24 protein-coding genes, 1 tRNA gene and 2 pseudogenes are annotated in these 21,551 nt (G+C 69.7%); 15 read left to right on the top strand and 12 right to left on the bottom strand.

The features are described from left to right. The first annotated feature begins 7 nt into the window (after positions 1-7). A pseudogene (locus SY89_RS01720) lies at positions 8-1,077 on the top strand (aminopeptidase). Between the two features lie 142 nt (positions 1,078-1,219). Here SY89_RS01720 and lrp read toward each other — a convergent pair. Beyond that, positions 1,220-1,684, bottom strand: coding sequence for an HTH-type transcriptional regulator Lrp (gene lrp / locus SY89_RS01715; protein ID WP_054582908.1), 465 nt, complete (start codon positions 1,682-1,684; stop codon positions 1,220-1,222). A gap of 126 nt (positions 1,685-1,810) precedes the next feature. Here lrp and glnA point away from each other — a divergent pair, with 126 nt between their 5' ends. The 3 genes from glnA (at position 1,811) to SY89_RS01700 (ending at position 4,238) form a co-directional block, all read left to right on the top strand. Beyond that, positions 1,811-3,166: a type I glutamate--ammonia ligase gene (gene glnA / locus SY89_RS01710; RefSeq protein ID WP_054582907.1), complete on the top strand. Its 1,356-nt coding sequence runs from the start codon at positions 1,811-1,813 to the stop codon at positions 3,164-3,166. Between the two features lie 48 nt (positions 3,167-3,214). Then, positions 3,215-3,652, top strand: a complete 438-nt coding sequence (locus SY89_RS01705) for a universal stress protein (protein ID WP_054582906.1) — start codon at positions 3,215-3,217, stop codon at positions 3,650-3,652. A 70-nt stretch (positions 3,653-3,722) separates the two neighbouring features. Beyond that, complete coding sequence (locus SY89_RS01700) at positions 3,723-4,238, top strand: GNAT family N-acetyltransferase (protein ID WP_054582905.1); 516 nt, start codon at positions 3,723-3,725, stop codon at positions 4,236-4,238. Here SY89_RS01700 and SY89_RS01695 read toward each other — a convergent pair. Both SY89_RS01695 and SY89_RS01690 read right to left on the bottom strand, forming a co-directional pair. Beyond that, complete coding sequence (locus SY89_RS01695) at positions 4,227-5,126, bottom strand: phosphatase PAP2 family protein (RefSeq protein WP_054582904.1); 900 nt, start codon at positions 5,124-5,126, stop codon at positions 4,227-4,229. The genes SY89_RS01700 and SY89_RS01695 overlap by 12 nt on opposite strands. Then, the gene (locus tag SY89_RS01690; RefSeq protein WP_054582903.1) at positions 5,127-6,437 is read right to left on the bottom strand and encodes a YihY/virulence factor BrkB family protein; all 1,311 of its coding nucleotides are present in this window, start codon (positions 6,435-6,437) and stop codon (positions 5,127-5,129) included. Between the two features lie 100 nt (positions 6,438-6,537). Between SY89_RS01690 and SY89_RS19235 the strand changes: the two are divergent. Together SY89_RS19235 and SY89_RS19230 are read left to right on the top strand one after the other, a co-directional pair. Next, positions 6,538-7,385 (top strand): annotated as a pseudogene (locus SY89_RS19235) (UbiA family prenyltransferase); the annotation flags it as partial. Next, on the top strand, positions 7,365-7,721 hold the full coding sequence (locus tag SY89_RS19230) for a lycopene cyclase domain-containing protein (RefSeq protein WP_321163879.1): 357 nt from the start codon (positions 7,365-7,367) through the stop codon (positions 7,719-7,721). The pseudogene SY89_RS19235 and the gene SY89_RS19230, both read left to right, overlap by 21 nt. On the opposite strand, the gene SY89_RS01675 is transcribed toward SY89_RS19230, so the two are convergent. After that, entirely contained in the window at positions 7,718-8,914 is a 1,197-nt protein-coding gene (locus tag SY89_RS01675; protein WP_054582902.1) for a tRNA (guanine(10)-N(2))-dimethyltransferase, read from the bottom strand. The genes SY89_RS19230 and SY89_RS01675 overlap by 4 nt on opposite strands. Positions 8,915-9,035: 121 nt before the next feature. On the opposite strand from SY89_RS01675, the gene SY89_RS01670 reads away from it, so the two are divergent. Beyond that, a complete protein-coding gene (locus SY89_RS01670) occupies positions 9,036-9,473 on the top strand; it encodes a gamma-glutamylcyclotransferase family protein (protein WP_054582901.1) in 438 nt (145 codons plus the stop codon). Positions 9,474-9,706: 233 nt separating this feature from the next. Then, on the top strand, positions 9,707-10,918 hold the full coding sequence (ilvA, locus tag SY89_RS01665) for a threonine ammonia-lyase (protein ID WP_054582900.1): 1,212 nt from the start codon (positions 9,707-9,709) through the stop codon (positions 10,916-10,918). Here ilvA and SY89_RS01660 read toward each other — a convergent pair. Further along, positions 10,915-11,817: a hypothetical protein gene (locus SY89_RS01660; RefSeq protein ID WP_054582899.1), complete on the bottom strand. Its 903-nt coding sequence runs from the start codon at positions 11,815-11,817 to the stop codon at positions 10,915-10,917. The two genes, ilvA and SY89_RS01660, sit on opposite strands and share 4 nt — an antisense overlap. 82 nt (positions 11,818-11,899) lie before the next feature. Between SY89_RS01660 and SY89_RS01655 the strand changes: the two genes are divergently transcribed. From SY89_RS01655 to SY89_RS01645, 3 genes are all read left to right on the top strand, one after another. Next, positions 11,900-12,280, top strand: a complete 381-nt coding sequence (locus SY89_RS01655) for a RidA family protein (RefSeq protein ID WP_054582898.1) — start codon at positions 11,900-11,902, stop codon at positions 12,278-12,280. Position 12,281: 1 nt separating this feature from the next. After that, entirely contained in the window at positions 12,282-12,488 is a 207-nt protein-coding gene (locus SY89_RS01650) for a hypothetical protein (RefSeq protein ID WP_054582897.1), read from the top strand. A gap of 27 nt (positions 12,489-12,515) precedes the next feature. Beyond that, positions 12,516-12,597 (top strand) — tRNA-Ser (locus SY89_RS01645). 69 nt (positions 12,598-12,666) lie between these two features. Here the strand turns inward: SY89_RS01645 and SY89_RS01640 are convergent. Both SY89_RS01640 and SY89_RS01635 read right to left on the bottom strand, forming a co-directional pair. Continuing rightward, positions 12,667-13,848 carry a 3-dehydroquinate synthase II gene (locus SY89_RS01640; RefSeq protein ID WP_054582896.1) on the bottom strand — a complete coding sequence of 394 codons (1,182 nt, stop codon included), beginning with the start codon at positions 13,846-13,848 and terminating at the stop codon, positions 12,667-12,669. Positions 13,849-13,916: 68 nt separating this feature from the next. After that, complete coding sequence (locus SY89_RS01635) at positions 13,917-15,125, bottom strand: MFS transporter (protein ID WP_080506563.1); 1,209 nt, start codon at positions 15,123-15,125, stop codon at positions 13,917-13,919. Between the two features lie 81 nt (positions 15,126-15,206). Here SY89_RS01635 and SY89_RS16980 point away from each other — a divergent pair, with 81 nt between their 5' ends. Next, positions 15,207-15,377: an HVO_0758 family zinc finger protein gene (locus tag SY89_RS16980; protein WP_189319087.1), complete on the top strand. Its 171-nt coding sequence runs from the start codon at positions 15,207-15,209 to the stop codon at positions 15,375-15,377. 139 nt (positions 15,378-15,516) lie between these two features. Here the strand turns inward: SY89_RS16980 and SY89_RS01630 are convergent, their stop codons facing one another. Then, a complete protein-coding gene (locus SY89_RS01630) occupies positions 15,517-16,428 on the bottom strand; it encodes a PhzF family phenazine biosynthesis protein (protein WP_054582895.1) in 912 nt (303 codons plus the stop codon). Positions 16,429-16,484: 56 nt separating this feature from the next. After that, a complete protein-coding gene (locus SY89_RS01625; RefSeq protein ID WP_054582894.1) occupies positions 16,485-16,673 on the bottom strand; it encodes a DUF7312 domain-containing protein in 189 nt (62 codons plus the stop codon). A gap of 139 nt (positions 16,674-16,812) precedes the next feature. Between SY89_RS01625 and SY89_RS01620 the strand changes: the two genes are divergently transcribed. Continuing rightward, positions 16,813-17,421, top strand: coding sequence for a winged helix-turn-helix transcriptional regulator (locus SY89_RS01620; protein ID WP_054582893.1), 609 nt, complete (start codon positions 16,813-16,815; stop codon positions 17,419-17,421). Between the two features lie 63 nt (positions 17,422-17,484). Continuing rightward, the gene (locus tag SY89_RS01615) at positions 17,485-17,781 is read left to right on the top strand and encodes a DUF7577 domain-containing protein (protein ID WP_054582892.1); all 297 of its coding nucleotides are present in this window, start codon (positions 17,485-17,487) and stop codon (positions 17,779-17,781) included. 1 nt (position 17,782) lies between these two features. On the opposite strand, the gene SY89_RS01610 is transcribed toward SY89_RS01615, so the two are convergent. Then, positions 17,783-18,031, bottom strand: coding sequence for a DUF7123 family protein (locus SY89_RS01610; RefSeq protein ID WP_054582891.1), 249 nt, complete (start codon positions 18,029-18,031; stop codon positions 17,783-17,785). A 209-nt stretch (positions 18,032-18,240) separates the two neighbouring features. On the opposite strand from SY89_RS01610, the gene SY89_RS01605 reads away from it, so the two are divergent. Beyond that, the gene (locus SY89_RS01605) at positions 18,241-20,100 is read left to right on the top strand and encodes a flippase-like domain-containing protein (protein WP_080506562.1); all 1,860 of its coding nucleotides are present in this window, start codon (positions 18,241-18,243) and stop codon (positions 20,098-20,100) included. 90 nt (positions 20,101-20,190) lie between these two features. On the opposite strand, the gene yjjX is transcribed toward SY89_RS01605, so the two are convergent. After that, complete coding sequence (yjjX, locus tag SY89_RS01600) at positions 20,191-20,706, bottom strand: inosine/xanthosine triphosphatase (protein WP_054582890.1); 516 nt, start codon at positions 20,704-20,706, stop codon at positions 20,191-20,193. A 37-nt stretch (positions 20,707-20,743) separates the two neighbouring features. Then, the gene (locus SY89_RS01595) at positions 20,744-21,490 is read right to left on the bottom strand and encodes a cobalamin-binding protein (RefSeq protein ID WP_054582889.1); all 747 of its coding nucleotides are present in this window, start codon (positions 21,488-21,490) and stop codon (positions 20,744-20,746) included. Positions 21,491-21,551: the final 61 nt, after the last annotated feature.

The raw sequence follows: 21,551 nt of genomic DNA, 5'->3' as shown, positions 1-21,551 counted from the left end.
CTCGAGTATGGACCCACGAGTCCGCCAGCACGCGGAAACGATCGTCGAGCACTCGACCGGTATCGAGGCCGGCGACGACGTGATCGTCTACCTCCCGGGCGACGCCGAGGACCTCGCCGTCGCGCTGCACGAACTGCTGGGCGAGAAAGGCGCCAACCCCCTGCTGCTCACCTACTCCGAGCGCGCCGACCGCGCGTTCCTCCGCAACAGCGACGAGTTCGACACCCCCGAGCACGAACTCGCGCTGTACGAGAACGCCGACGCGACCATCATCGCCCGCAGCGGCCCGAACCCCAGCGAGATGGCCGACGTGGCCCCGAGACCACGGCCGCGTACAACCGCGCTCACGACCCCGTAAAGAAGGCGCGACTCGACACGACGTGGTGTCTCACGCAGTACCCCAGCCCGGGCTTCGCCCAACTGGCGGGGATGAGTACCGAGGCGTACGAGGAGTTCGTCTACGACGCCGTCACGCTCGACTGGGAGGCCCAGCGCGAGTTCCAGGCGAACCTCGTCGAGATCCTCGACGACGCCAGCGAGGTCCGCATCCGCGCGGGCGAGGAGACGGACATCACCATGTCCATCGAGGGGAACACCGCCGAGAACGACTACGGCGAAGCGAACCTCCCCGGCGGCGAGGTGTTCACCGCCCCCGTCAAACACAGCGTCGAGGGCGAGGTCCACTTCGACATGCCGCTGTACCGCCAGGGCCGCGAGGTCGAGGGCGTCCGCCTGACGTTCGAGGACGGGAAAGTCACCGAGTTCTCCGCCGAACGCAACGAGGACGTGCTGCAGGGCGTGTTCGACACCGACGAGGAAGCGCGCTACCTGGGCGAACTGGGGATCGGGATGAACGACGCCATCGACCAGTTCACCTACAACATGCTGTTCGACGAGAAGATGGGCGAGACGGTCCACATGGCCGTCGGCAGCGCCTACCCGATGTGCGTCGGCGAGGGCAACGAAGTCAACGACAGCGCCGAACACGTCGACATGATCCTCGACATGAGCGAGGACTCCGTGATCGAGGTCGACGGCGAGGTCGTACAGGAGGACGGGGAGTTCATCTTCGAGTAGCGAGGCGGGAAAACGTCGCGCCTGTGGCGCGACGGCAAACCGCCTCGGAGGCGAGCGGGGAGCGGAGCGACCCGCGAGCAAAGCGAGACTGGGGACGTTTGGCCGTGGCGGGGAGGAAAACCGCCCCGCAAGCCGTCGACGCCTACTCCTCCTCGTCGACGGCCAGCTCGAACTGCTGATTCTCGACGACGGCGTTCAGCACGACCGACGTGTTCGACTCCCGGATGTCCTCGTCGGTCAGGATTCGCTTGATCCGCTCGTTCATCTCGTCGGTGTCTTCGAACTTCCCGACGGCGACGACGTCGTGGTCGCCGGTGACCTCGTACACCGACACCATCCCGCGGAGATCCGCGAGGCGGTCGGTGATCTCCGGCAGCGCCGCCCCCTCGACTTTCAGGTGCAGGATCGCCGTCACGTCGTACCCCAGCTCCTGGTAGTTCACGTCGGGGCTGTACCCCTCGATCACGCCGTCGTCCTCCAGATCCTGCAGGTGGTTCGACACCGTCGTCACCGACACGTCGAGCTCCTCGCCCAGGCTCCGGAGGCTCGCCCGACCGTTGCCCAGCAGGGAGTTGATCAGGCGCGCATCGAGGTTTTCGTACGTCATGGTACTCCAGTCGGGCCGGGGGCGTCAAGAACTTTACGAACATCCAATTTTCCGAATCGGGTCTCGGCAGATACACGTTAGGAGGGGAATATTCTTGTAGTATCGGCCTCTCGGATCCGGTAGAGCATGACGGACGACCCAGCTCCCGATGGTGGGCTCACCGACGAAGAACGCGACGTTCTCGAACGCATCGACCGCGAAGGCATCGACTTCCTGCGACTCCAGTTCACCGACATTCTTGGCACGGTGAAAAACGTCGCCGTGCCGGCCGATCAGGCGGAGAAGGCGTTCACGGAGGGGATCTACTTCGACGGCTCCTCGATCGAGGGGTTCGTCCGCATCCAGGAGTCGGACATGCGCCTCAAGCCCGACGCGAGCACGTTCGCGGTGCTGCCGTGGCGTGGCACCTCCGCGCGACTCATCTGCGACGTGATCGACACGTCGACGGGCGAGCCGTTCCAGGGCGACCCGCGTGCGGTGCTGCAGGACGCACTCGACCGCGCCGAGTCGATGGGGTACGAGGTCAACGCCGCGCCCGAACCGGAGTTCTTCCTGTTCGAGGAGGACGAGGAGGGGAAGGCGACGACGAACACCAACGACGCCGGCGGCTACTTCGACGTGGCGCCGAAAGATCTCGCCTCGGACGTGCGCCGGGACATCATCTACGGCCTCGAGGAGATGGGGTTCGACATCGAGGCCTCCCACCACGAGGTCGCCGAGGGCCAGCACGAGATCAACTTCGAGTACGACGACGCGCTCTCGACGGCCGACAACGTCGCGACGTTCCGGACGGTCGTCCGCGCGATCGCCGCCCAGCACGACCTCCACGCGACGTTCATGCCCAAGCCGATCGCGGAAGTCAACGGCTCGGGGATGCACGTCCACTTCTCGCTGTTCGAGGACGGCGAGAACGCGTTCCACGACGAGGACGACGAGTTCAACCTGAGCGAGGCGGCCAAGCAGTTCACCGCCGGGATCCTGAACCACGCGCCCGCGCTGGCGGCGGTCACCAACCCGACCGTGAACAGCTACAAGCGACTGGTCCCCGGCTACGAGGCGCCGGTGTACGTCGCCTGGTCCGACCGCAACCGCTCGGCGCTGATCCGCAAGCCGGCCGCGCGCGTGCCGGCCGCCTCGCGCATCGAGGCGCGCTTCCCCGACCCCTCGTGTAACCCGTATCTCGCCTTCGCGGTGCTGATCCACGCCGGCCTCGACGGGATGGAGAACGACCTCGACTGCCCGGACCCCATCCGCGAGAACATCTACGAGTTCGACGAGCAGAAACGCGAGGAGTACGGCATCGAGACGCTGCCGACGAACCTCGGCGAGGCCGTCGACGCGCTGGAGACCGACGAGACGGTGTACGACGCGCTCGGCCCCCACGTCGGGCCGAAGTTCGTCGAGGCCAAGCGCGCGGAGTTCGCGGACTACCTCGTGGACGTGTCCGAGTGGGAGCTGGACCGCTACCTCGAGAAGTTCTGAGCGGCCCGACCACGACCCTTTTTGCCCGCTGCCGACCGTGAGCCACTCGTGACGCTACTCGTCCCGTTCGACGGATCGGCGCTCGCCGAGGCCGCGCTCACCCGCGCGGTGGAGTTCGGCGAGGTGTTCGAGCAGTCAGTGGTCGTGATCGCGGTCGTTCCACAGGGTAACACGACGTACGCTCGCGAGCGCGGCTGGATCGAGGCGGACGAGTCGTTCGACACGGAGACGATCGTCTCGCGGCTGCGCGAACAGGTCACGGCGCTCGCGCCCGACGCCGCGTTTCGCTACGAGCGCGTGCCGCGGGCGGCTCGGGCCGGATCGATCGCCCGGGAGATCCGCCGGACGGCGCGGCGCAGCGAGGCGTCGATCGTGTTCATCGGGAGCGACAACGCGGGCCGGCTGGTGACCGCGCTGAGCAGCGTCGGCGGCAACGTCGCCGCGGACCAGACGTACGACGTGTTGATCGTTCGCCACACCGACTAGCCCGAACCCCCGTGCCGACGCGTGCGGGGCCGGCGGTGGTTTGACGGCGCTGGGGCGCTAACACGGCCGTATGGCCGACGTAACGCTCCGGGAGGCGACCGACGACGACGCGGCCGCGCTGGCGGCGACCTACCGCGACGCCTACGCGGAGAACCGTCGACTCGGCTTCCCCGCAAAGTCCGGCTCGGCGACCCCCGAGCAGGTCGCCAGGTGGATCCGGGACCACCGCGTCTTCGTCGCCGAGAGCGAGGGGACGGTGATCGGCGGCGTCCGACTCGAACGCGTCGACGGCTCGGAGCGAAGCGCTGCGGGCAGCCAGCAATCGGCGACCGACGACGCGATCGTGACGCTCAGCCGCCTCGGCGTTCGCGAGCGCTGGAAAGGCGACGGCGTCGGCAGTCAACTGCTCGAACACGCCGAACGCGCCGCGCGGGAGGCGGGCTACACTACCGTGCGGCTCACGACGCCCGACGAACACCCCTTCCTCCCCGAGTTCTACCACGCCCACGGCTACGAGATCACGGGCGACTACCCGCTCGCGTACCGCGACTACGACGAGGTCGTCATGGAGAAATCACTCGACTAGCGGTCGCTGGCCGAGCAGCCACGGGAGCGCGATCACCGCGCCGACGGCCAGCGCCGACCCCAGCGCCGTCACCAATAGCGGCAGTTCGCCGGCGTAGATCCCGCCCCACGCGCCGCCCAGCACGGCCGCGCCGGGGACGGCGACTCGGACGGGGAGCGGCGGATGCTCCGCCCCGCCGCGGTACCACGCGACTGCGGCGCCGCCGCCCGCACCGAGGCCGATGGCGGCTTTGGCCGCTTCGTCGGGGTGGTTCGGCGCGAACACCAGCGCCGTGGCGAGCGCTGCGACCCCGAACAGGGTGGCGGCGAGAAACGCCCGCTCCGGTCGGTTCTCGGCGGCCCGCTGGACAGCGAGCAGCACCGCGCTGCCGGCGACGATGCCCGCGAGCACGTCCGGGAGGTGGTGGACGCCGATGACGAGCCGTGACAGCGCGACGACGCCGATGACGCCCGCGGCGGCGAGAAGCCGCTTCCGCCGGGTCCAGAGCCGGTCGAGAGACAGCGCGAGGCCGCCGTAGACGATCGTGCCCGAGGTGGCGTGGCCGCTGGGGAAACCGAACCCGTCGCCGGTCGCGATGCTCCCGTAGACGCCCTCGAACAGCGCCGGGAGCCACGCGGGCGGCGTCGCGGTTCCCGCGCCGGCGGGGCGGTGGACGCCGAACGCCGTCTTGAGCGCGACCGTCGCCGCGAGCGCACAGATCGCCAGCGCGATCATGGTCGCGCCGGCACGTCGCGGTTCGGACGCGAACCGGCCGTCGGCGAGCAGGTAGAACAGCGCGAGGCCGCCGAAGATGAACCACGCGTCGGCGAGCTGGGTCAGGACCGCGAACAGCAGTACGAGCCAGTCGGGGAGGCCAGCGAGCGCCTCCGTGACGCCCCACCCGTGCATCTACCGGAGTCGCTCCGCGATGCCGCCGGCGGTTCTCACGGCGCCGATGACGCCGCCGAACAGGACGAACAGCACGTAGAGCCCCAGCGTCGAGGTGAACGTGATGAGCATCGCGGCGACGGCCGGCCAGCCCGAGAGCCAGTAGAACGCGCCGAGACTCATCACGGTCCCATACAGCAGTACGAGGTACGGCCCCCAGCCGGTGGCTTTCCCCTGGCGCATCCGGGTGCGGACGTACGACTTGAGGTCGGCTTCCAGCTGAGGCCGGTCGACGGTCCGCTGCTCCACGTCCTCCTCGAAGCCGTCGAGCTCGGACCGGAGCTCTTCGACTTCCTCCGCGAGGTCGGCGACGTCGGGCGCGCCGCGGGGTTCGCGCTCTGCCATGTACTCTGAGGCTGGCTCCCGGTGCCCTTGGAACTGCCGGTCATCGGTCGCTGGCGTTTTCGAAGGCACCGCGGTGTCCGAGGCCCCAGCCGCAGTGGTAGTCGTTGCGGCGCCGACGCTCGTACCCTGGGTGGCAGTGCCCGGAACCCTGTTCTCGGTGAGGACGACGTTGACAACGGCGCCCAGAATCACGGCGGCACCGGCGAGATAGAGCCACGTCACCAGCAGGATCACCCCGCCGACGATGCCGTAGGCGGAGGTACTGGCGACGCTGGCGTACAGCTGGAACCCCGCTTGCATCGCGGTCCAGACCACCGCGGCGACGACGGCACCCGGGAGCACCTCCCTGACGGTGACGGTGGTGTCGGGAAAGCGATAGAAGAGCGGCAGGAAGGCGGCGGTCAGCAGGATCGGCAGCGAGAGCACGCCCAGCGCTTCGACGCCGACGCCGAGGTTGAACGCCGCGAACGCGCCGGCCAGCGCGAACATCAGCGTCATCGAGGCCCCGATCCCCAGGACGACGACGATCGAGTCGACCACCTCGTCGAGCGCCGTGCTCTCGTGTTCGGTGCCGTACACCGCGGCGAAGGCGGTGTCGAGCGCACGGAACACCTTGAGCGTCCCCCAGAGCAGGAACCCCACCCCCAGGACGGTCGCACTCCCCCGGCCGTCGCTAGCGGTGAGCGCGGTGGTGAGCACCTCCTGCCCGCTCGGGGTGAGGAACTGGCCGGTCGACTCGAGCAGGACGGTCGCCAGCTGTTCGCCGCCGACGACGGTGGCGACGATCAGCGCCAGCACTGCCGCGGGGATCAACGAGACGAACGCGTAGTACGCCACCGCCGCCGCGAGGAACGTCAGCTCCTGCTCCTTCGCGACGACGCCGACGCGTTTGGCCGTCTCGAGGGCGCTACGAAGACGTGTTTGCACGACGGAATATAGGCGAGCGCGTTACAAGAACCCCGTGGCGCGACGGGGCCGCCGACCGACCCGTCGGATCACTTATTGGTGTTCCTGACTAACACACTACATGGCCATCGCCCGCCACGGGAGCGGCCCCACGGCCCTCGCCAGCGCGTACGGCTCGCAGGTGCATCCGGTGTTCATGCTCCCGCCGGTCGCGACGGCGCTGTTCGGCGCCGCCCTCGCCGGGGCGTTCGACTCGCGAGTCGCGCTGGTCGCCGCCGGGGCCGCCTTCTTCGCCGTCTACACCGCCCACCTGAAGGACGGCTACGTCGACTTCCACCGCCGCGGCGAGGACGACGATCACCCGCTGACGGTGTTGGGCTGTCGGCTCGGGCTCGCAGTGGCGACCGCCGGATTCCTTGCCTGTCTCGCTGTGCTCGGGTGGCTCACCGGTCCCCCGGTCGTCGCGCTCGCGGCGCCGATGTGGGCGATCGGCTACCTCCACGCGCCGCAGTTCGACACCAACCCCGTGACGACGACGCTCGGCTACCCGGTGGGGATCGGTCTCTGTCTGCTGACGGGCTACGCGGCACAGACCGGCAGCCTCGCGACGCGACCGCTCGCGCTGGCGGCGGTGCTCGTCACCGTCCTCGCGGGGGTGAAGATCATCGACGACGCACAGGACTACGACTACGACCGTTCGATCGGGAAGCGCACGGTCGCAGTGGTGCTGGGGCCGACCGACTCACGCTCGCTCGCGATCGGCCTGCTCGCGGCCGGCCTGTTCGCGGTGGTGCCGCTCACGATCACCGGCGTCATGCCGTCGAGCGCGCCCGTGGCGAGTCTGGCGTTCGGCGCCGTCGCCGCCGTCGCCGTCCGCCGGGAGCCGACGACGGCGACGATGCTGCTGGTCCGGGGGCGTACCTCTTCCTCGCGGTCCTCCTGGTCGCGGTGTTCTTCGAACCACTGGCGGGCGTCCCGCTGCCGGACATCACCGTGTTGGGCCCGTACACGTATCTCGCGACCGAGGTCGTGTTCGGCGCCGCGGCGCTCGCGCTGCTGCTCCGGGCGGGTGACGGGGCGCTTCGGCGAGCCGCCCGAACGGTCCCGGCGCTCTACCCCATCGCGTACGTCTGGGACTGGTACACGCTCGAAGTCGGCGTGTTCGCGATTCCGATGCGGACCGGCGTCGAACTGCTGGGGATCCCACTAGAGGAGCACGTCTTCATGATCGTGGTGCCCGCGGTGGTGCTGGGGGTCCACGAGACGGTGAACCCCCGGAACGAGGAGACGCAGCCTGCGCGCTAGTCGCCCGACGGCTCCGCGGCGGCGCGGATCTCCGCCACGTCGGCGTCCGTCTTGAAGCAGGTGCCGCCGTAGTGGGCCGGGCTGGCGTCGTAGCCGGCGTCGCGGAGGTCGTCGAGGAACGTCTCCAGCTTGTTCGCCGGCGCGCCCCACTGCTTGCAGAGGCGGTGCTGATCGTAGTGCGTCGGCGTGTCGAGTTCGACCGCGAGCGTGTCGAGCAGGCGGCTCACGCGCTTCCACTCGCCCATGTTCGGCGTCACCTCGTCGGCGACGCTGCCGACGAACTCGCGGTCGGCGATCGGGCCGAGCCAGATCGGCCCCGCAGTCGAACAGCGCGCGGAGCCGCAGTTCGGGCAGTCCTCGGGCGGGTGGGCGATCCGGCCGAACTCGTGTTCGCGGTAGAGGCAGTCCTCGCAGTGGTGGACGAACCCCAGCCACTCCAGGGCCTTGTCGGCGGCCGTCGCTTTGTGCGTCAGGTCGAGGTACGTCCGGGCGTAGTGGCGGGTTGCGTGCGAACAGATCGGTTCGACCGCCACGTCCCGGCGGGCGGCGACGCGGGAGAGCGCGCCGATGAGCACGCGCAGGCCCATCTCGCGGTGGAAATCGGTGTTCCGTGGCACCGTGTCGTACTTCCGGACGCCGGAGTCGAAGTGGGCGCCACAGAGCGGCGCGGTGTCGGTCGCGGTGACACAGAGCAGCTTCCGCGTGCCGGCGACGGCGGCGTCGGCAAAGGGCATCGGCGTCCCGAACGGGTCGAGGTCGACCACGTCGAAGCGCTCGGAGTGCATGAGGACGTTGGCGTCGGACTCGACGGCCTCGCCCGGAAGATCGTTCAGCGCGAGGTTCTCGCGGGCCAGATCGATCGCGTCGGCGTCCACGTCGGCGGCGGTCACGTCGTAGCCCGCCTCGGCGGCGCGGGCCGCGCGGACGCCGGTCGCGGTCATGGCGTCCAGGTAGGAGAGGGTACGCTCCTCGTCGCCGCGGCTGACGTTTGCCGCGCCGGCAGTTGTCCCGTCACGGCTGACGTTTGCCGCGCCGGCGGATGTCCGCTCGGCGTACGCCCGGAGCACCGCCACGGTGAGGTCGCGGTTCAGCTCCATCTCGGGGTTGAAGAACACGGCGTCGCCGGCGCCCTCGCTGCTGCCGTCCCGTGGATCGGGCGCCTCGACTTCCACGTCGCCCTCGCTGACGCGCATGGCCGCCTCTGATCGGGCGGCGCGGAAAGCGGTTGCGTTCGGGCGTTCCGTCGCGGTGTCCGCTCGCCACGCGGGCGCGAACGGCCGACGCCGCTTTCCCCGTCGAGTGCCAGTCGGTCACATGGACGTGTTCGTCTACGGCACCCTGACCGAACCAGAACGAGTCGGTGCCGTCGTCGACTCCTTCGCGTTCCTCGGCTCGGCGGTGCTGTCGGGGCTCCACCCCGTCCAGGGTGAGTACCCCACGCTCGCGCCCGGCGGCGAGACCGGCGGGCGGCTCCTCCGGACGGACGACATCGACGCGCTCGACGCCTACGAGGGGGTGACCGACGGGCTCTACGTCCGGGTACCCGTGCCGATCGACGCCGGCGGATCTCGCGCGGGCGAGCGCTCGGAGGCGTCCGGACTGGCGGCGACGGCGGCGGTGTACGTCGGCGATCCCGGACGACTCGGCGTCGACGACGCGGTGACGTGGCCCGCCGCCGACGGGGCTGCCGGGTTCGCCGACCGTGTTCGGGCGTACCTCCGCGACCACGACGTGCGAGTCCGGCCGCAGTGACGGCCGCGACGATGCCGGCCGACACCGCCGCGGCGTGGTGACACTCGATTTTCACGTTCCGAATTCTTCGCCCCCGACAGTCCTGTCCCCCGTTTTCACTTTCACTTCGGTCGGGGTAGCCTTATCCCCGGGGACGCCCAACGGGTGAGTGCACGCAGTGTGACGCGTGCGTTTCCCCCTTTCCCCTTTGGCCACCGAAACTCCTTAGCGATAGCCGTGAGACCATCGTGGGTATGCTCTCTCTCGCCGACGTGGAGGCGGCCCGCGACCGGGTGACAGAGGTCGCTCGGGTCACGCCCCTCGAGTACTCTCACAGTTTCTCCCGGATGACTGGTGCCGACGTTCGGCCGAAGCTGGAGAACTTCCAGCGCACCGGCTCCTTCAAGATCCGTGGCGCGACCAACCGTATCGCGACGCTCTCCGAGGATCAGAAGGCGGCCGGCGTGATCACCGCCAGCGCCGGCAATCACGCCCAGGGCGTCGCGCTCGCGGCCACCCGGGCGGGCGTCGACGCCAAGATCGTCATGCCCGAGCACGCGCCGATCGCCAAAGTCGAGGCGACCGAGGGGTACGGGGGCGAGGTGATCCTCGCCGGCGCCGACTACAACGACGCACAGGACCGTGCCCACGAGATCGAGGGGGCGGAGGGGCGGACGTACGTCCACGCGTTCGACGACGAGCACGTGATGGCCGGCCAGGGGACGATCGGCCTCGAGATCGTCGAACAGTGTCCCGAAGTCGACACGGTGGTCGTCCCCATCGGCGGCGGCGGACTGATCTCGGGGATCGCCACGGCGGTGAAAGAGTCTCTCGACGACGTGCGCGTGATCGGCGTGCAGGCGGAAGGTGCCTCGAGCGTCGCCGAATCGCTGAAGAAGGGCGTCCGGCAGGAGATCGACGCCGTCGACACGATCGCCGACGGGATCGCCACCCGCTCGGTCGGTGAGGGGCCGTGGGAGGTCATCCAACAGCGCGTCGACGAGGTGGTCACGGTCTCGGACAACGAGATCGCGCTGGCGCTGACGTACCTGCTCGAGCGATCGAAGACGCTGGTCGAGGGCGCCGGCGCAGTCGCGCTGGCGGCGGTGCTGGCCGAGAAGTTCGAGTACGCTGACGACGAGACGATCGTCCCCGCGCTCTGTGGGGGCAACATCGACCTCAACGACCTCACGACCGTCGTCGTCCGGGGGCTGGTCCAGATGGGCCGGTACATCAAGATCCGGACCGAACTCAAGGACAACCCCGGCTCGCTCGAACGCCTAGTCGAGATCATCGCCGACCACAACGCCAACATCTACGGGATCCAGCACGACCGCACCTCTCGTGACGTGGCGATGAACGCCGCCGAGGTGGTGCTGGATCTGGAGACCCACGGCCACGACCACGTCGACGAACTGCTCGCGGCGCTGGAGGCCCACGGGTACGAGGTCGAGACGCTGGTCTAGGCGCGCTCGATCTGGTACTCGACGGTGAGAAACGTCCGGCCCAGCAGCCACATCTCGTGGGTGGCGCAGAGTCGGCCGTCGCCGTTCTCTCCCTCGGCGGGCCACACTTCGAACCGCTGACCGCCTGGGACCGCGAACGCACCCACCGGCGTCCGGAGGTAGAGCCCCGGGTCGCCGGCAGCCGCCGTGGTGAGCCGGATCCCCGTTCCGTCTCCTCGCTCGCCGCCGAGTTCGAGGTTCTCCGGCCGCAACACGGTGTCGACGCCGCCGCCCGGGATCGGGACGGAGATGTTCACGAACCCGTCGCCGTCGCGGTGGTGGGTGGCGTAGAGCGCGACGAACACCGCTTCGTCGGTTTCGGGATCGGTGCGGATCCACGCCCGCACGTCCTCGCGGGCGGCGTCGGCGGCGTTGGCGGCGTCGGCAGCGTCGGTGGTGACCGCTCCCGGCTCGTCGATACACAGAAACCGGCTCGTCAGGCGGTGCCACGACTCGTCGCCCGGCCCGGGGAGGTTCAGCTGTTCGAGCCGGCTCGTCCCCAGGCTCGCCAGCGCTGCGCCGGGCCGGAACGGTCGGTGCCAGCGCACCCGGTAGCGCATCTCGTACTCGACGGTCCGTTCGTAGAACCGTCGGACGGTGGGGTCGAGCCGGTCGGGATCGAACGTCTCGCCGACGAAGTGGGCGATGTCGGCGACTTCGCCGGCCGGCTCCTCGCCCGTGGGCAGTCCCTCGCGCGCCACGAACTCCGGGCCGACGTACCAGCCGGCGGAAACCGGCGACAGCGGCACCTCCCGGGCTCGCGTTCGGGCACGCCGGAGCCCGGCGACGAGACGGACGAACACGACGACGGCGACGGCGCTCGCGGCGGCGCGGAGGGCACGGCCGAGCGTTCGGGTCACAGCCGTCGTTGGCGCGCCATCGTACTTGAAGCGTCGGCTCGGTGTAGTGAGAGTTAAGGGATGTCCGGCGCCACTCCCGGCCATGAAGGAAACTATCCACACCGACGACGCCCCCGAGGCGGTCGGCGCGTACAGTCAGGCGACGACCAACGGCGACCTCATGTTCACGGCGGGGCAGATCCCGCTGACGCCGGAGGGCGAACTGCTGGACGACGAGGATATCGCGACGCAGGCCGAGCAGTCCCTGGACAACCTCTCCGCCATCGTCGAGGAGGCCGGCGCGTCGATGGACGACGTGCTCAAGACGACGGTGTTCCTCGCCGACATCGACGACTTCGAGGAGATGAACGAGACGTACGCGAGCTACTTCGACGACGAGCCGCCGGCCCGCAGCGCCGTGGAGGCCGGCGGCCTGCCGAAAGGCGCCGGCGTCGAGATCGAGGCCGTCGTCAGCGTCGAGTAGGGTGACTCCCCGCGCGAAGTCGGCGCTGCTGTGGGGCGTGGTGAGCCTGCTGGCGTTCCTCGTGGCGGTGCAGGGCTACCAGCTCGCGGTCGGGCCGTTCCCGGCGTCGATCCCGGTCGTCGGCGCCGCCGCGGTCGCCGTCGGGCTGCTGACGGCCGGCGTGGCGTACGCCACGGAGCACCGACTGCGAACGAAAGGAAGGACTTAACCCGCACAGGGCGGTAGATTCGGGCGAGCCAGGATGGCCGAACGGTAAGGCGCACGCCTGGAAAGCGTGTTCCCTTCCGGGATTCTGGGTTCAAATCCCAGTCCTGGCGTTTCTGTCGACGCCAAACCGTGAGTGAGGAGCGGAGCGACGAGCGAACCGACACCCGAAACGTCCGAACCTACTTCTCGATGATGCTCTCCTCGATCTTCTCGCCGAAGTGCCGGCCGCCTTCCTCGTAGTACAGCAGCACCTCGTCGCCGGCTTCCAGCTCCGTCACCGCCTTCCGGCCTTCCTTGGTGGCCACTTTCACCGTCTCGGCGTTCTGCAGCAGCGTCTCGACCACGTCGGGACCGTCCTCGGTCTCCACTTCGGCCTGCACCCGAAACATCGGGCGCTTCTCGATCTTCACGCGGCCGACGATGGCCTCACGGGTGTGACCCGCCGTGTCGGCGATCTGTACGTGGTCGCCGGACTGCAGTTCCGCGAGGTACTTCGTCTCGCCTTCGGGCGTCCGGACGTAGGCGTGGACCGCACCGGCGTTCACCCGGAACGGTCGGGACGCGACGTACGGCGAGTCGGCGGTCTCCCCGTGGACGAAAAAGAGGCCCCGCGAGAGCGAGCCGACGAGCATCCCCTCGTCGTCGTCCAGCAGCGATCCCGTGTCGATGCAGACGCGGTCGGCGCCGCCGGTCTCCTCGACCTGCTGAACCTCGGCGTAGCGCAGGTCCAGGCGCTCGCGCTCGCTGCGGTCCCGAACCTCGACGGTCTCGCGGATCACGTCGGGGTCGTCGGTGTCGAGCAGCACGTCGTCGACGCCGATCTCGAGCGTCTCGAACGCGGTCGCGGCCTCGTCGGCGTCGCTCACGCCGGCGACGAGGTTCGTCTCCTCGCCGACGCGGGCGATCAGGTTCTCCAGCGGGATCACCTGCCAGTTCTCGGCGACGACGATGGTGTACTCGGCGTCGCGGGCGGCCTCCTCGGCGAACGCCTCGTAGTCCTCGTCGAACACGCGGACGTACGACCCCTGAGCACGGTCGTCCGAGCGCCGCAGCGTCGTCAGGTCCGCCGAGCCCGAGAAGTCCGAGGGGAGGTCGACCGTCCCGTCGCCCTCACCCTCCTTTCCGACGACGTAGACGTCCGGGTCGGTGTCGCGGCTGGCGTCGACGATCTCCTCCTCGTACTCGCCAGTGTCCTTGAACGCGGCGACGTTGACGCTACCCAGTTCGCGAACGCGGCCCACGTCGGCCTCGTCGACCAGCACCCAGTCGACCCCAGCCTCGAGCCCGGCGGTGATCCGTCGCTTTCGCGCCTCCCAGTCGCCGACCGAATCGTCGGCTTTCAGCCACACGGAACGAGTCATGTCCGCACACTCTCCGGCAGGCCGCTTGAACGTGGCGGATGCTGCAGCCTGTGGGCCGGCGCGGGCGATCAGCTCGGCAGCCGGCCGGCTCGCTGAAACACGAACAGCGCGGCGATGACGACGCCCACGGCGGCCGCCAGCCCGCGGAACGTCGTCACGTAGGGGACGCCCGCCTCCGCCAGCGCCCCGACGAACCACGATCCCGGCGCCTGGGCGAGCATCATGACGCCGCTGTACACCGCGTAGGCGCTGGCGCGGTTATCGTCGGGGAACGAGCCCAGCAGGAACGTGTCGATCGCGGGGTAGATGCTGTGGACCGTATAGCCCAGGGCGACTGACACTGCGAGCAGCGCCGCCGTCCCCGATGCGAACGTGAGCGCGAACACCAGCACGACGAACGTCGCCGCGAGCCCGAGCAGGTACGGCGCTCGCGGGAGCCGGTCCGCCAGCCAGCCGCTCACCGCGAACGCCGGGATCCCGGCGACGAACACGAGCGTGAGCGCGTTCCGGGCGATCCCGGGGGCGACGCCGCGGGACTCCATGAACAGCTGGTAGAAGTTGAACACTCCTTGCCACGCGAAGCCGAGCATCCCCATCACGGCGATCCCGAAGAGGATCGTTCGCCACTCCGCAGTGGCTGCTCCGACGAAGTCGCGGTCCTCGGCGCCGGCGTCGGGCAGGTCGACGCCGCGGGAGACGACGAACGTCACGACGGTCGTCGCGAGCCCGGCGATCGAGAGCGCGACGAACACCAGCCGCCAGGGCTGGTCGGCGGGGAGGTTCAGCGCGACCAGCACCGGCGTCCAGTCGACGGTCGCGCCGACGGCGAGGGTGACCACCGGCGCGGCGACGGCGGCGGCGACCTGGTTGGCGGTGCCGTGGATGCCGATCATCCGCCCGACGCGGGCGGGGAACAGCTCGCTGACCAGCGTGTTGCCGGTGACGAAGTAGAGGCCGGAGGCCACCCCGGCCAGCCCGGCGCCCAGCACCACCAGCGTGACGGTGCCCGCGACGGCGGCCGAGGCGGCGCCGACGGCGAGCACGACCCCCGCGACGAGCACGACCGTCAGCCGGGAGACTTTCGTCAGCAGGTAGCCAGTCGGGATCCGCGGGAGCGCGCTGCCGATCCAGGCCGCCGACGCGGCGAGCCCGGCGGTCGCCTCACCGACGCCGAAGGTGGCGATGAACACGCTCACCAGCGGCGCCATCACCACCCGCGAGAAGTTCACGAGGAACGCATAGCCACAGAGCGCACTGAAGAGACGAGAGCGAGACACGCCCGCCGGTTGCCAGTGGGCGGAGTCAAGGGTTCCGAATCTGTGCGGGGTCTTTTTACGTTCGGCCTCGAAGCCGGGGCCATGAAGAGCACCCGGAAAGGCCTGCGCAACGACGAACTCTACAAGGACACGTACGAGCGACTCAACTGTGCGGAGTGCGAGCAGACGCTGGCCACCGAGAACTCGCCGGACGAGGTGTACAACGTCCGGAAATGCCCCGAATGCGGGCGCGAGTGGAAGGAACTGCCCTGAGACCGCCGTCGATCAGACACGAACGGCATGGCGCTCCAGGGCCGAGGCATGGAGGTCGCCGTCGTCGATCAGGCCCAGCCGCGGCATGGGCTCCGCGCTCGCGACACGGCGGTCGCGAGTGGTCGCAAGCCGCGACTGATCAAGCCTCGATGATCTCGTCGTCCTCGTACTCCGGAACCGTGAGCGACCCGTCCAGCGACACGACCGCGTCGCCACCCACTTGCACCGTCTGGCCGTCGACGCGCACGCCGACGTAGCCCGGCCGATCGAGGAAGTGGCCCTGTTCGAACGTCATCCGCTCGGGGAACTCGTCGTCGAACGCCGCGAAGTGATCGAGATACGCGCCGCAGGCGCCCGAGGCGGTGCCGGTCACGGGATCCTCGTCGACGCCGAGTCCGGGGACGAACGCGCGGCCGTGCAGCGTCGAGTCCTGGCTCCGGCCGACGGCGTCGAACGTGAACACGTACACGCCGGCGCAGTCGTGGGCGTCGGCGAGCGCCTCGACGGCCTCCATGTCGGGGTCCATCCCCGAGAGGTGTTCGAGGAAGTTCACCGGGAGGATCAGGAACGGCAGCCCGGTCGAGGCGTACGCGGGCGGCAGATCCGCCCCCACGTCCGCGAACGCGGCCTCGTCGATCCCCAGCGCGTCGGCGGCGTCGGCGTAGTCCAGCTCGACTTCGAAGATCTGCGGGGCGTTTTGGGTCATCCACACCGCGCCCGTGTCGGTCACCTGGATGTCGAGCACGCCGACTGGGGTCTCCAGCGTGTGGCTCCCGGCGTCGATGACGCCGTCCTCGAACAGCGCGCCGTGGGCCGCGATCGTGGCGTGGCCACAGAGATCGACCGCCTGTGTCGGGGAGAAGTAGCGCACTTTCCGGTCGGCCTCGTCGGACGGGAGGAGGAAGGCAGTCTCCGAGACCGACAGCTCGCGGGCGATCGCCTGCATCTGCTCCTCGGCCAGTCCGGCGGCGTCGGGCACCACGCCGGCGGCGTTGCCGGCCAGCGGCTCACTGGTGAACGCGTCGACGAGAAGCGTCCGGTAGCTTTCCATGGCCGGAGGTCGGGCCGGGCCGGTTTAGACGTGACGGGGGCTGCGGCTCCCGGTCGTTAGAGGCCGCCGAGCAGCACTACGAGCGCCAGCGCGACGCCGAGGACGACGAAGGCGATCCCCTCGACGGTCGGGTCGCCAGGTTCGATCGGCGCGAGTTGGGGGCGTTCGGACTCCCCCTCCTCGAGATCATCGAGGCTGATGGCCCACTCGTCGTCGGCCGACTCCGTGGTTCGGTCCTCGCTCATCGTCTGCACGGAGGCCGTCGTCGCGGAAAGCCGTTGTGGGTACCGGCTATCGGCCGCGTGCGACCAGGTAGGGTTCGAGTAGTTTCACGCCGGGCTGGCTGTCGAAACCCCTTTGTCCGCGTGCCGCGCAAGCCAATGCGTGACACGCGGCGTCGACGAGGAGAAACGGGCGACGCTCAAACGGTTCGCGGCGGCCGGCGCCGCGGCGCCGTTCGCCGCGCTGGGTGGCGACAGCGACGCGACCGGCGGGAGCGACACCCGCGACGCCATCGTCGGCTACGTCGCGGCGACGCCCGGGGCACACTTCTCGAAGCTCCGGGACGACCTCCAACTCGGGACCGGCGAGACCCAGCACCACGTCGACCGCCTGCTCTCGGAGGGGACGATCGTCTCCTGGCGCGACGGCGACTACCGCCGCTTCTTCCCGGCCGATCGGTTCTCCGCCTTCGAGCGCACCGCGCTCGGCTACCTCCGGCGATCGACGCCCCGCGGCATGGTGATCGCGCTGCTCCGGAACCCCGACGCCACGGGCGCCGATCTCGCGGAGCACCTCGGGGTCTCCCGGGCGACGGTCAGCAGCCACGCCGCCGCACTGGAGTCGGCGGGCCTGCTCTCCCGCGAGGACGGCTACGCGCTGGAGGAGCCCGAGACGCTGCTGACGCTGCTCGTCCGCTACGCCGACTCCTTCGACGCCGCCGCCGACGCGCTGGCGGCCGACGCCGCGGATCTGATCAGCCACGACCCCTGAGCGGTCCTCTCTTCATGTGGACAGTTCCCAATCGCTAAGGTCGTACAGTCGTTACGCGTACGTATGCCCGACACAGCCCTGCTCTGGCTGTTGTTGGTAATCCCGATCGCGATACAGGTCCCGCTGCTGCTGTTCGTGATGTCCCGGATGGAGATCGACGAAGCGCCGGATCACATGGGCTCGGATATCTGGGGCGGCGAGGACGACGACGGCGCGGCGTACCGTCGCCGGCTCGCCGAGAGCGGCCCCGCCGCCGCACGCGAGGCGGCCGCGACGGAGGGCACGATTCGCTGTGACAACTGCGGAACGGAGAACGATCCGGCCTACCAGTACTGCAGCGGCTGTGCGCGGCGGCTCTGAGCTACTCGGCCGGGGTGACTTTCCACGTCGTGCCCGACGAGTAGCCCCACTTCTCGATGTCGAGGCCGTGGTCGGCGGACAGTAGCGCCCGCATGTTCGCGCCGACCTCCTTGGCCGTCATGTCGAGCTCTTCGGCCATCAGCCGCGACTTGAAGTACATCTTGTCGCCGGCGGCCTCCCGCAGGTGGTTCAGGATGCGCGCCTGTTTGTCCGAGAGGTCGACCGTCGCCGCTACGCCTGCATGACTCATACATCGACGGTGGTTCCGTACCCCTTTCAGGCGTTTGGTACGACGGATTAATCCGGCCGCAGTCGTGCGATTTTCTCTCCGATAGAGGCCGGTAGGATGGGTTTATCACCACTGACAGGTACGGTCGGCTAACGCGGCTCTCGCCAGCGCCGACCGGGCTGTCGCCCCCCTTCAGAAGCTACTTACACGCCCCGGAGTCAACATCGACCATGAACAACCCCGCCGACGGGAGCGACGCCGAGCGAGCGGCGGGGGCGGACGTGACGCTCGACCCCAACGCCGTCGAGGTCAGTGTCGTTCTGCCGGCGTACAACGAGGCCGACACTATCGAAAACACGGTGCGAACCACGCTCGACACGCTGGGTGCGTTCCTGAAACCCGGCACGTTCGAGGTGATCGTCGCCGAGGACGGCTGCGACGACGAGACGCCGGCGATCGCCGACCGACTCGCGGCCGAGGTCGCCGCCGTCCGGCACTTCCACAGCGACGAGCGGCTGGGCCGTGGCGGCGCGCTGGAGCGAGCGTTCGACGCCGCCCACGGCGAGACGCTGGTGTACTTCGACACCGACCTCGCGACGGACATGAAGCATCTGGAGACGCTGGTGGACACGGTGCGAAACGGCGACGCCGACGTGGCGACTGGCTCGCGCTGGATGCCGGAGAACGTCGCCGACCGCCCCGCCAAGCGGGGGATCCCCTCGAAGGGGTACAACGGCGCCGTCCGGCTGTTCCTTCGGACTGGACTGCGTGACCACCAGTGTGGCTTCAAGTCGATCTCCAGGGAGGCGTTCGAGGCCATCCACGACGACGTGGAGGACCGCCACTGGTTCTGGGACACGGAACTGCTCGTCCGCGCCCAGCGCGCGGGCTTCCAAGTCAGGGAGTTCCCGGTCGACTGGGAGCCGAAAGGCGACTCGAAAGTCGACCTCGTCCGAGACGTGTTCGGAATGGGGAGTCAGATCATCCGGACCTGGTGGCAGCTCTCGGTCCAGCCGCGGGTCACCCGTCGGATGACGCTGGCGGCGAGCGCGCTGCTGGTGCTGATCGCGCTGCTACTCTCGACGCAGTACCTGGACTTCGCGGCGGTCATCGACCACATCCAGGACGCCGATCCGATGCTGGTCGGCGCCGCGACCGTCGTCTACGCGCTCTCGTGGCCGCTTCGCGGGATGCGCTACCGCGACATCCTCGCGGAGTTGGGGTTCGACGAACGGATCGGCTTCCTCACGGGTGCAGTGTTCATCTCCCAGACGGGCAACCTCGTGTTCCCGGCGCGTGCGGGTGACGCGGTCCGGGCGTACGTGGTGAAAGCCCGGCGCGGGATCCCGTACCCCTCGGGGTTCGCGTCGCTGGCCGCCGAACGGGTGTTCGACCTGCTCACGATCACGGTGCTCGCCGGCGTCGTGTTGCTGAGCTACGCGGCGACGGGCGACCTCGCGCGGGTCGCACAGTCGCTCACGGGCGCCTCCGAGAGCGGCCGGATCGCCGTCATCGTCGCGGTCGGCGTCGCCGTCGTCGCCATCGCCGCCGTCGCGGGGATCGTGCTCTCGGCGCGCTCGGACACCAACCGCGTCCGGGCGCTGGTGACGCGGTTCTCCTCCGACTCCTACGCCGACTTCGTCGCCGGCGTGCTGGAGCGGTTCGTCGGCGACGTCCAGCAGGTCGGCGGGAACCCGCGGGCGTTCATGCTCGTCGGCGCCTCGAGTCTCGTGATCTGGACGCTCGACGTGGTGACCGCGGCGCTGGTGCTGGCGGCGTTCGCCCCGCCGCTCGAACTCGCGACGCTGGTGACCATCTGTTTCTTCGCCGTCTCGGTGGGGAACCTCGCGAAGGTGATCCCGCTGACCCCCGGCGGCGTCGGCCTGTACGAGGCGGCGTTCACCCTGCTCGTCGCCGGGTTGACGCCGGTGACGGGCGCGGTCGCGCTCGGGGCCGCCATCGTCGACCACTTCCTGAAGAACGCCGTGACGATCGTCGGCGGCGTGGTCTCGATGCTCGCGCTGAACGTCTCGCTCACGACCGCGGTGGAGGAGGCCGAGGAGATGGAGGAGGCCGAGGAGCCGGCGTAACCGCCGGGATCAGGACGACTTCGCTCACTCGCCGAAGGCGTGGCCGAGCTTTTGCCAGCGACCGAAGAAAGCGCAGCAAACGGTCGACGTTCAGTAGTGCTCGGTCACGAACGGCCCCATCGCCGCCGCCACGCCGGCAGCGAGCGCGTCGTCCCGGTCGACCACCCCGGCTGACAGCGCGCCCGCGGCGCCCTGCTTTCTCGCGACACCGTCCTCGTCGAGCACGTCGTCCATCACCGGCCCCAGTTCGTCGCCGGCGGCGACGCGGTCGCCGATGCTGTCGGGGAGCCGGAACGACGGCCCCGAGCCCAGCCCGACCTGCTCGCCGTCGGTGACGGCGACCCACATGATCAGGAACAGGCCGTCGACGCCCGGCACCTCGGCGACGCCGCCCTCGGGTCCCACCCCGAGGTCGTACTCGCCGGCCGCGAGCGCGTTCGCCGCCCGGTTTTTCGCTCCCGTGACCGTCTCCTCGCGGCCGATCGGCTGCTCGGAGACGCCGGAGCCGACCGGGACCGCCTCGATCTCGGCGTCGACCGTCGCCTCGACGGCCTGTTCGACCGCGCGTCGCTTCACCGGGTTCCCGCTGCCGACGGCGATTCGCATGGTCGCGCTCGGGGCCGGGGACCGTGTCGGTTGCGGATCAGGCGGCGGGGTCGACGCCGTGGAGAACGGCTGCCAGTCGCTCGACGCCGGCGATCAGGTTCGGGCTGGGCTGATTCAGCAGCGAGTCGTCGACGACGTGGATCTCGGCGTCGAGTGCCCACCCCCGATTTCGGAACGCCTCGGGGTCCGCGCGGTCGCCTTTCCCGCAGGGGTGGAGGATCACGTACTCGGGGTCTGCGGCGACGACTTCTTCGCGGCGCACTTCGCCGGAGCGCTCCCCCGGCGCCGCGAACGGGTACGCCCCGCCGGCGGCGGCGACGGCCTCGGGTACCCAGTTCCCGGCAGCCATCGGCGGATCGGCCCACTCCTCGCAGTAGACGGTCGGTCGCGGCTCGTCGGCGACGGCGGCGCGCACGGCCCGCAGGCGCTCGCGGGCGTCCGCGGCCAGTTCCGCGCCCGCCTCGGCGTGCCCGACCGCGCGACCGAGTTCGGCGAACCCGTCGATTGCCTCCTCGAGCGTGCCGGGTTCGCTGTGGTGGACCGCCAGCCCGCGCTCGCGGAGTTCGTCGCGGGTCTCGCGCTGGAGCGCGTCGCTGGTGAGGACGAGCGCTGGATCGAGCGCGGCGACGGCGTCGACATCGGCGTTGAGCCAGCCGCCGACGCGCTCCGGCTCGGTGTCGACGCCGGCGAGGTCGCAGTGGACCGTGGCACCGACCAGGTCGCCGACGGCGCCCATCGCCGACAGCGTCGCGGTCGCACTGGGGGCCAGCGAGACGAGTCGCATCTACCGGTGGTGGGCGGCGAGCCGGGAAATACCCCGCGGCCCAGCCCGAACCGGTTTGTTC

Source organism: Halolamina pelagica (assembly GCF_001307315.1).
In the GTDB taxonomy this organism is placed as follows: domain Archaea; phylum Halobacteriota; class Halobacteria; order Halobacteriales; family Haloferacaceae; genus Halolamina; species Halolamina pelagica_B.
This window is presented reverse-complemented; position numbering and strand designations above follow the sequence as displayed.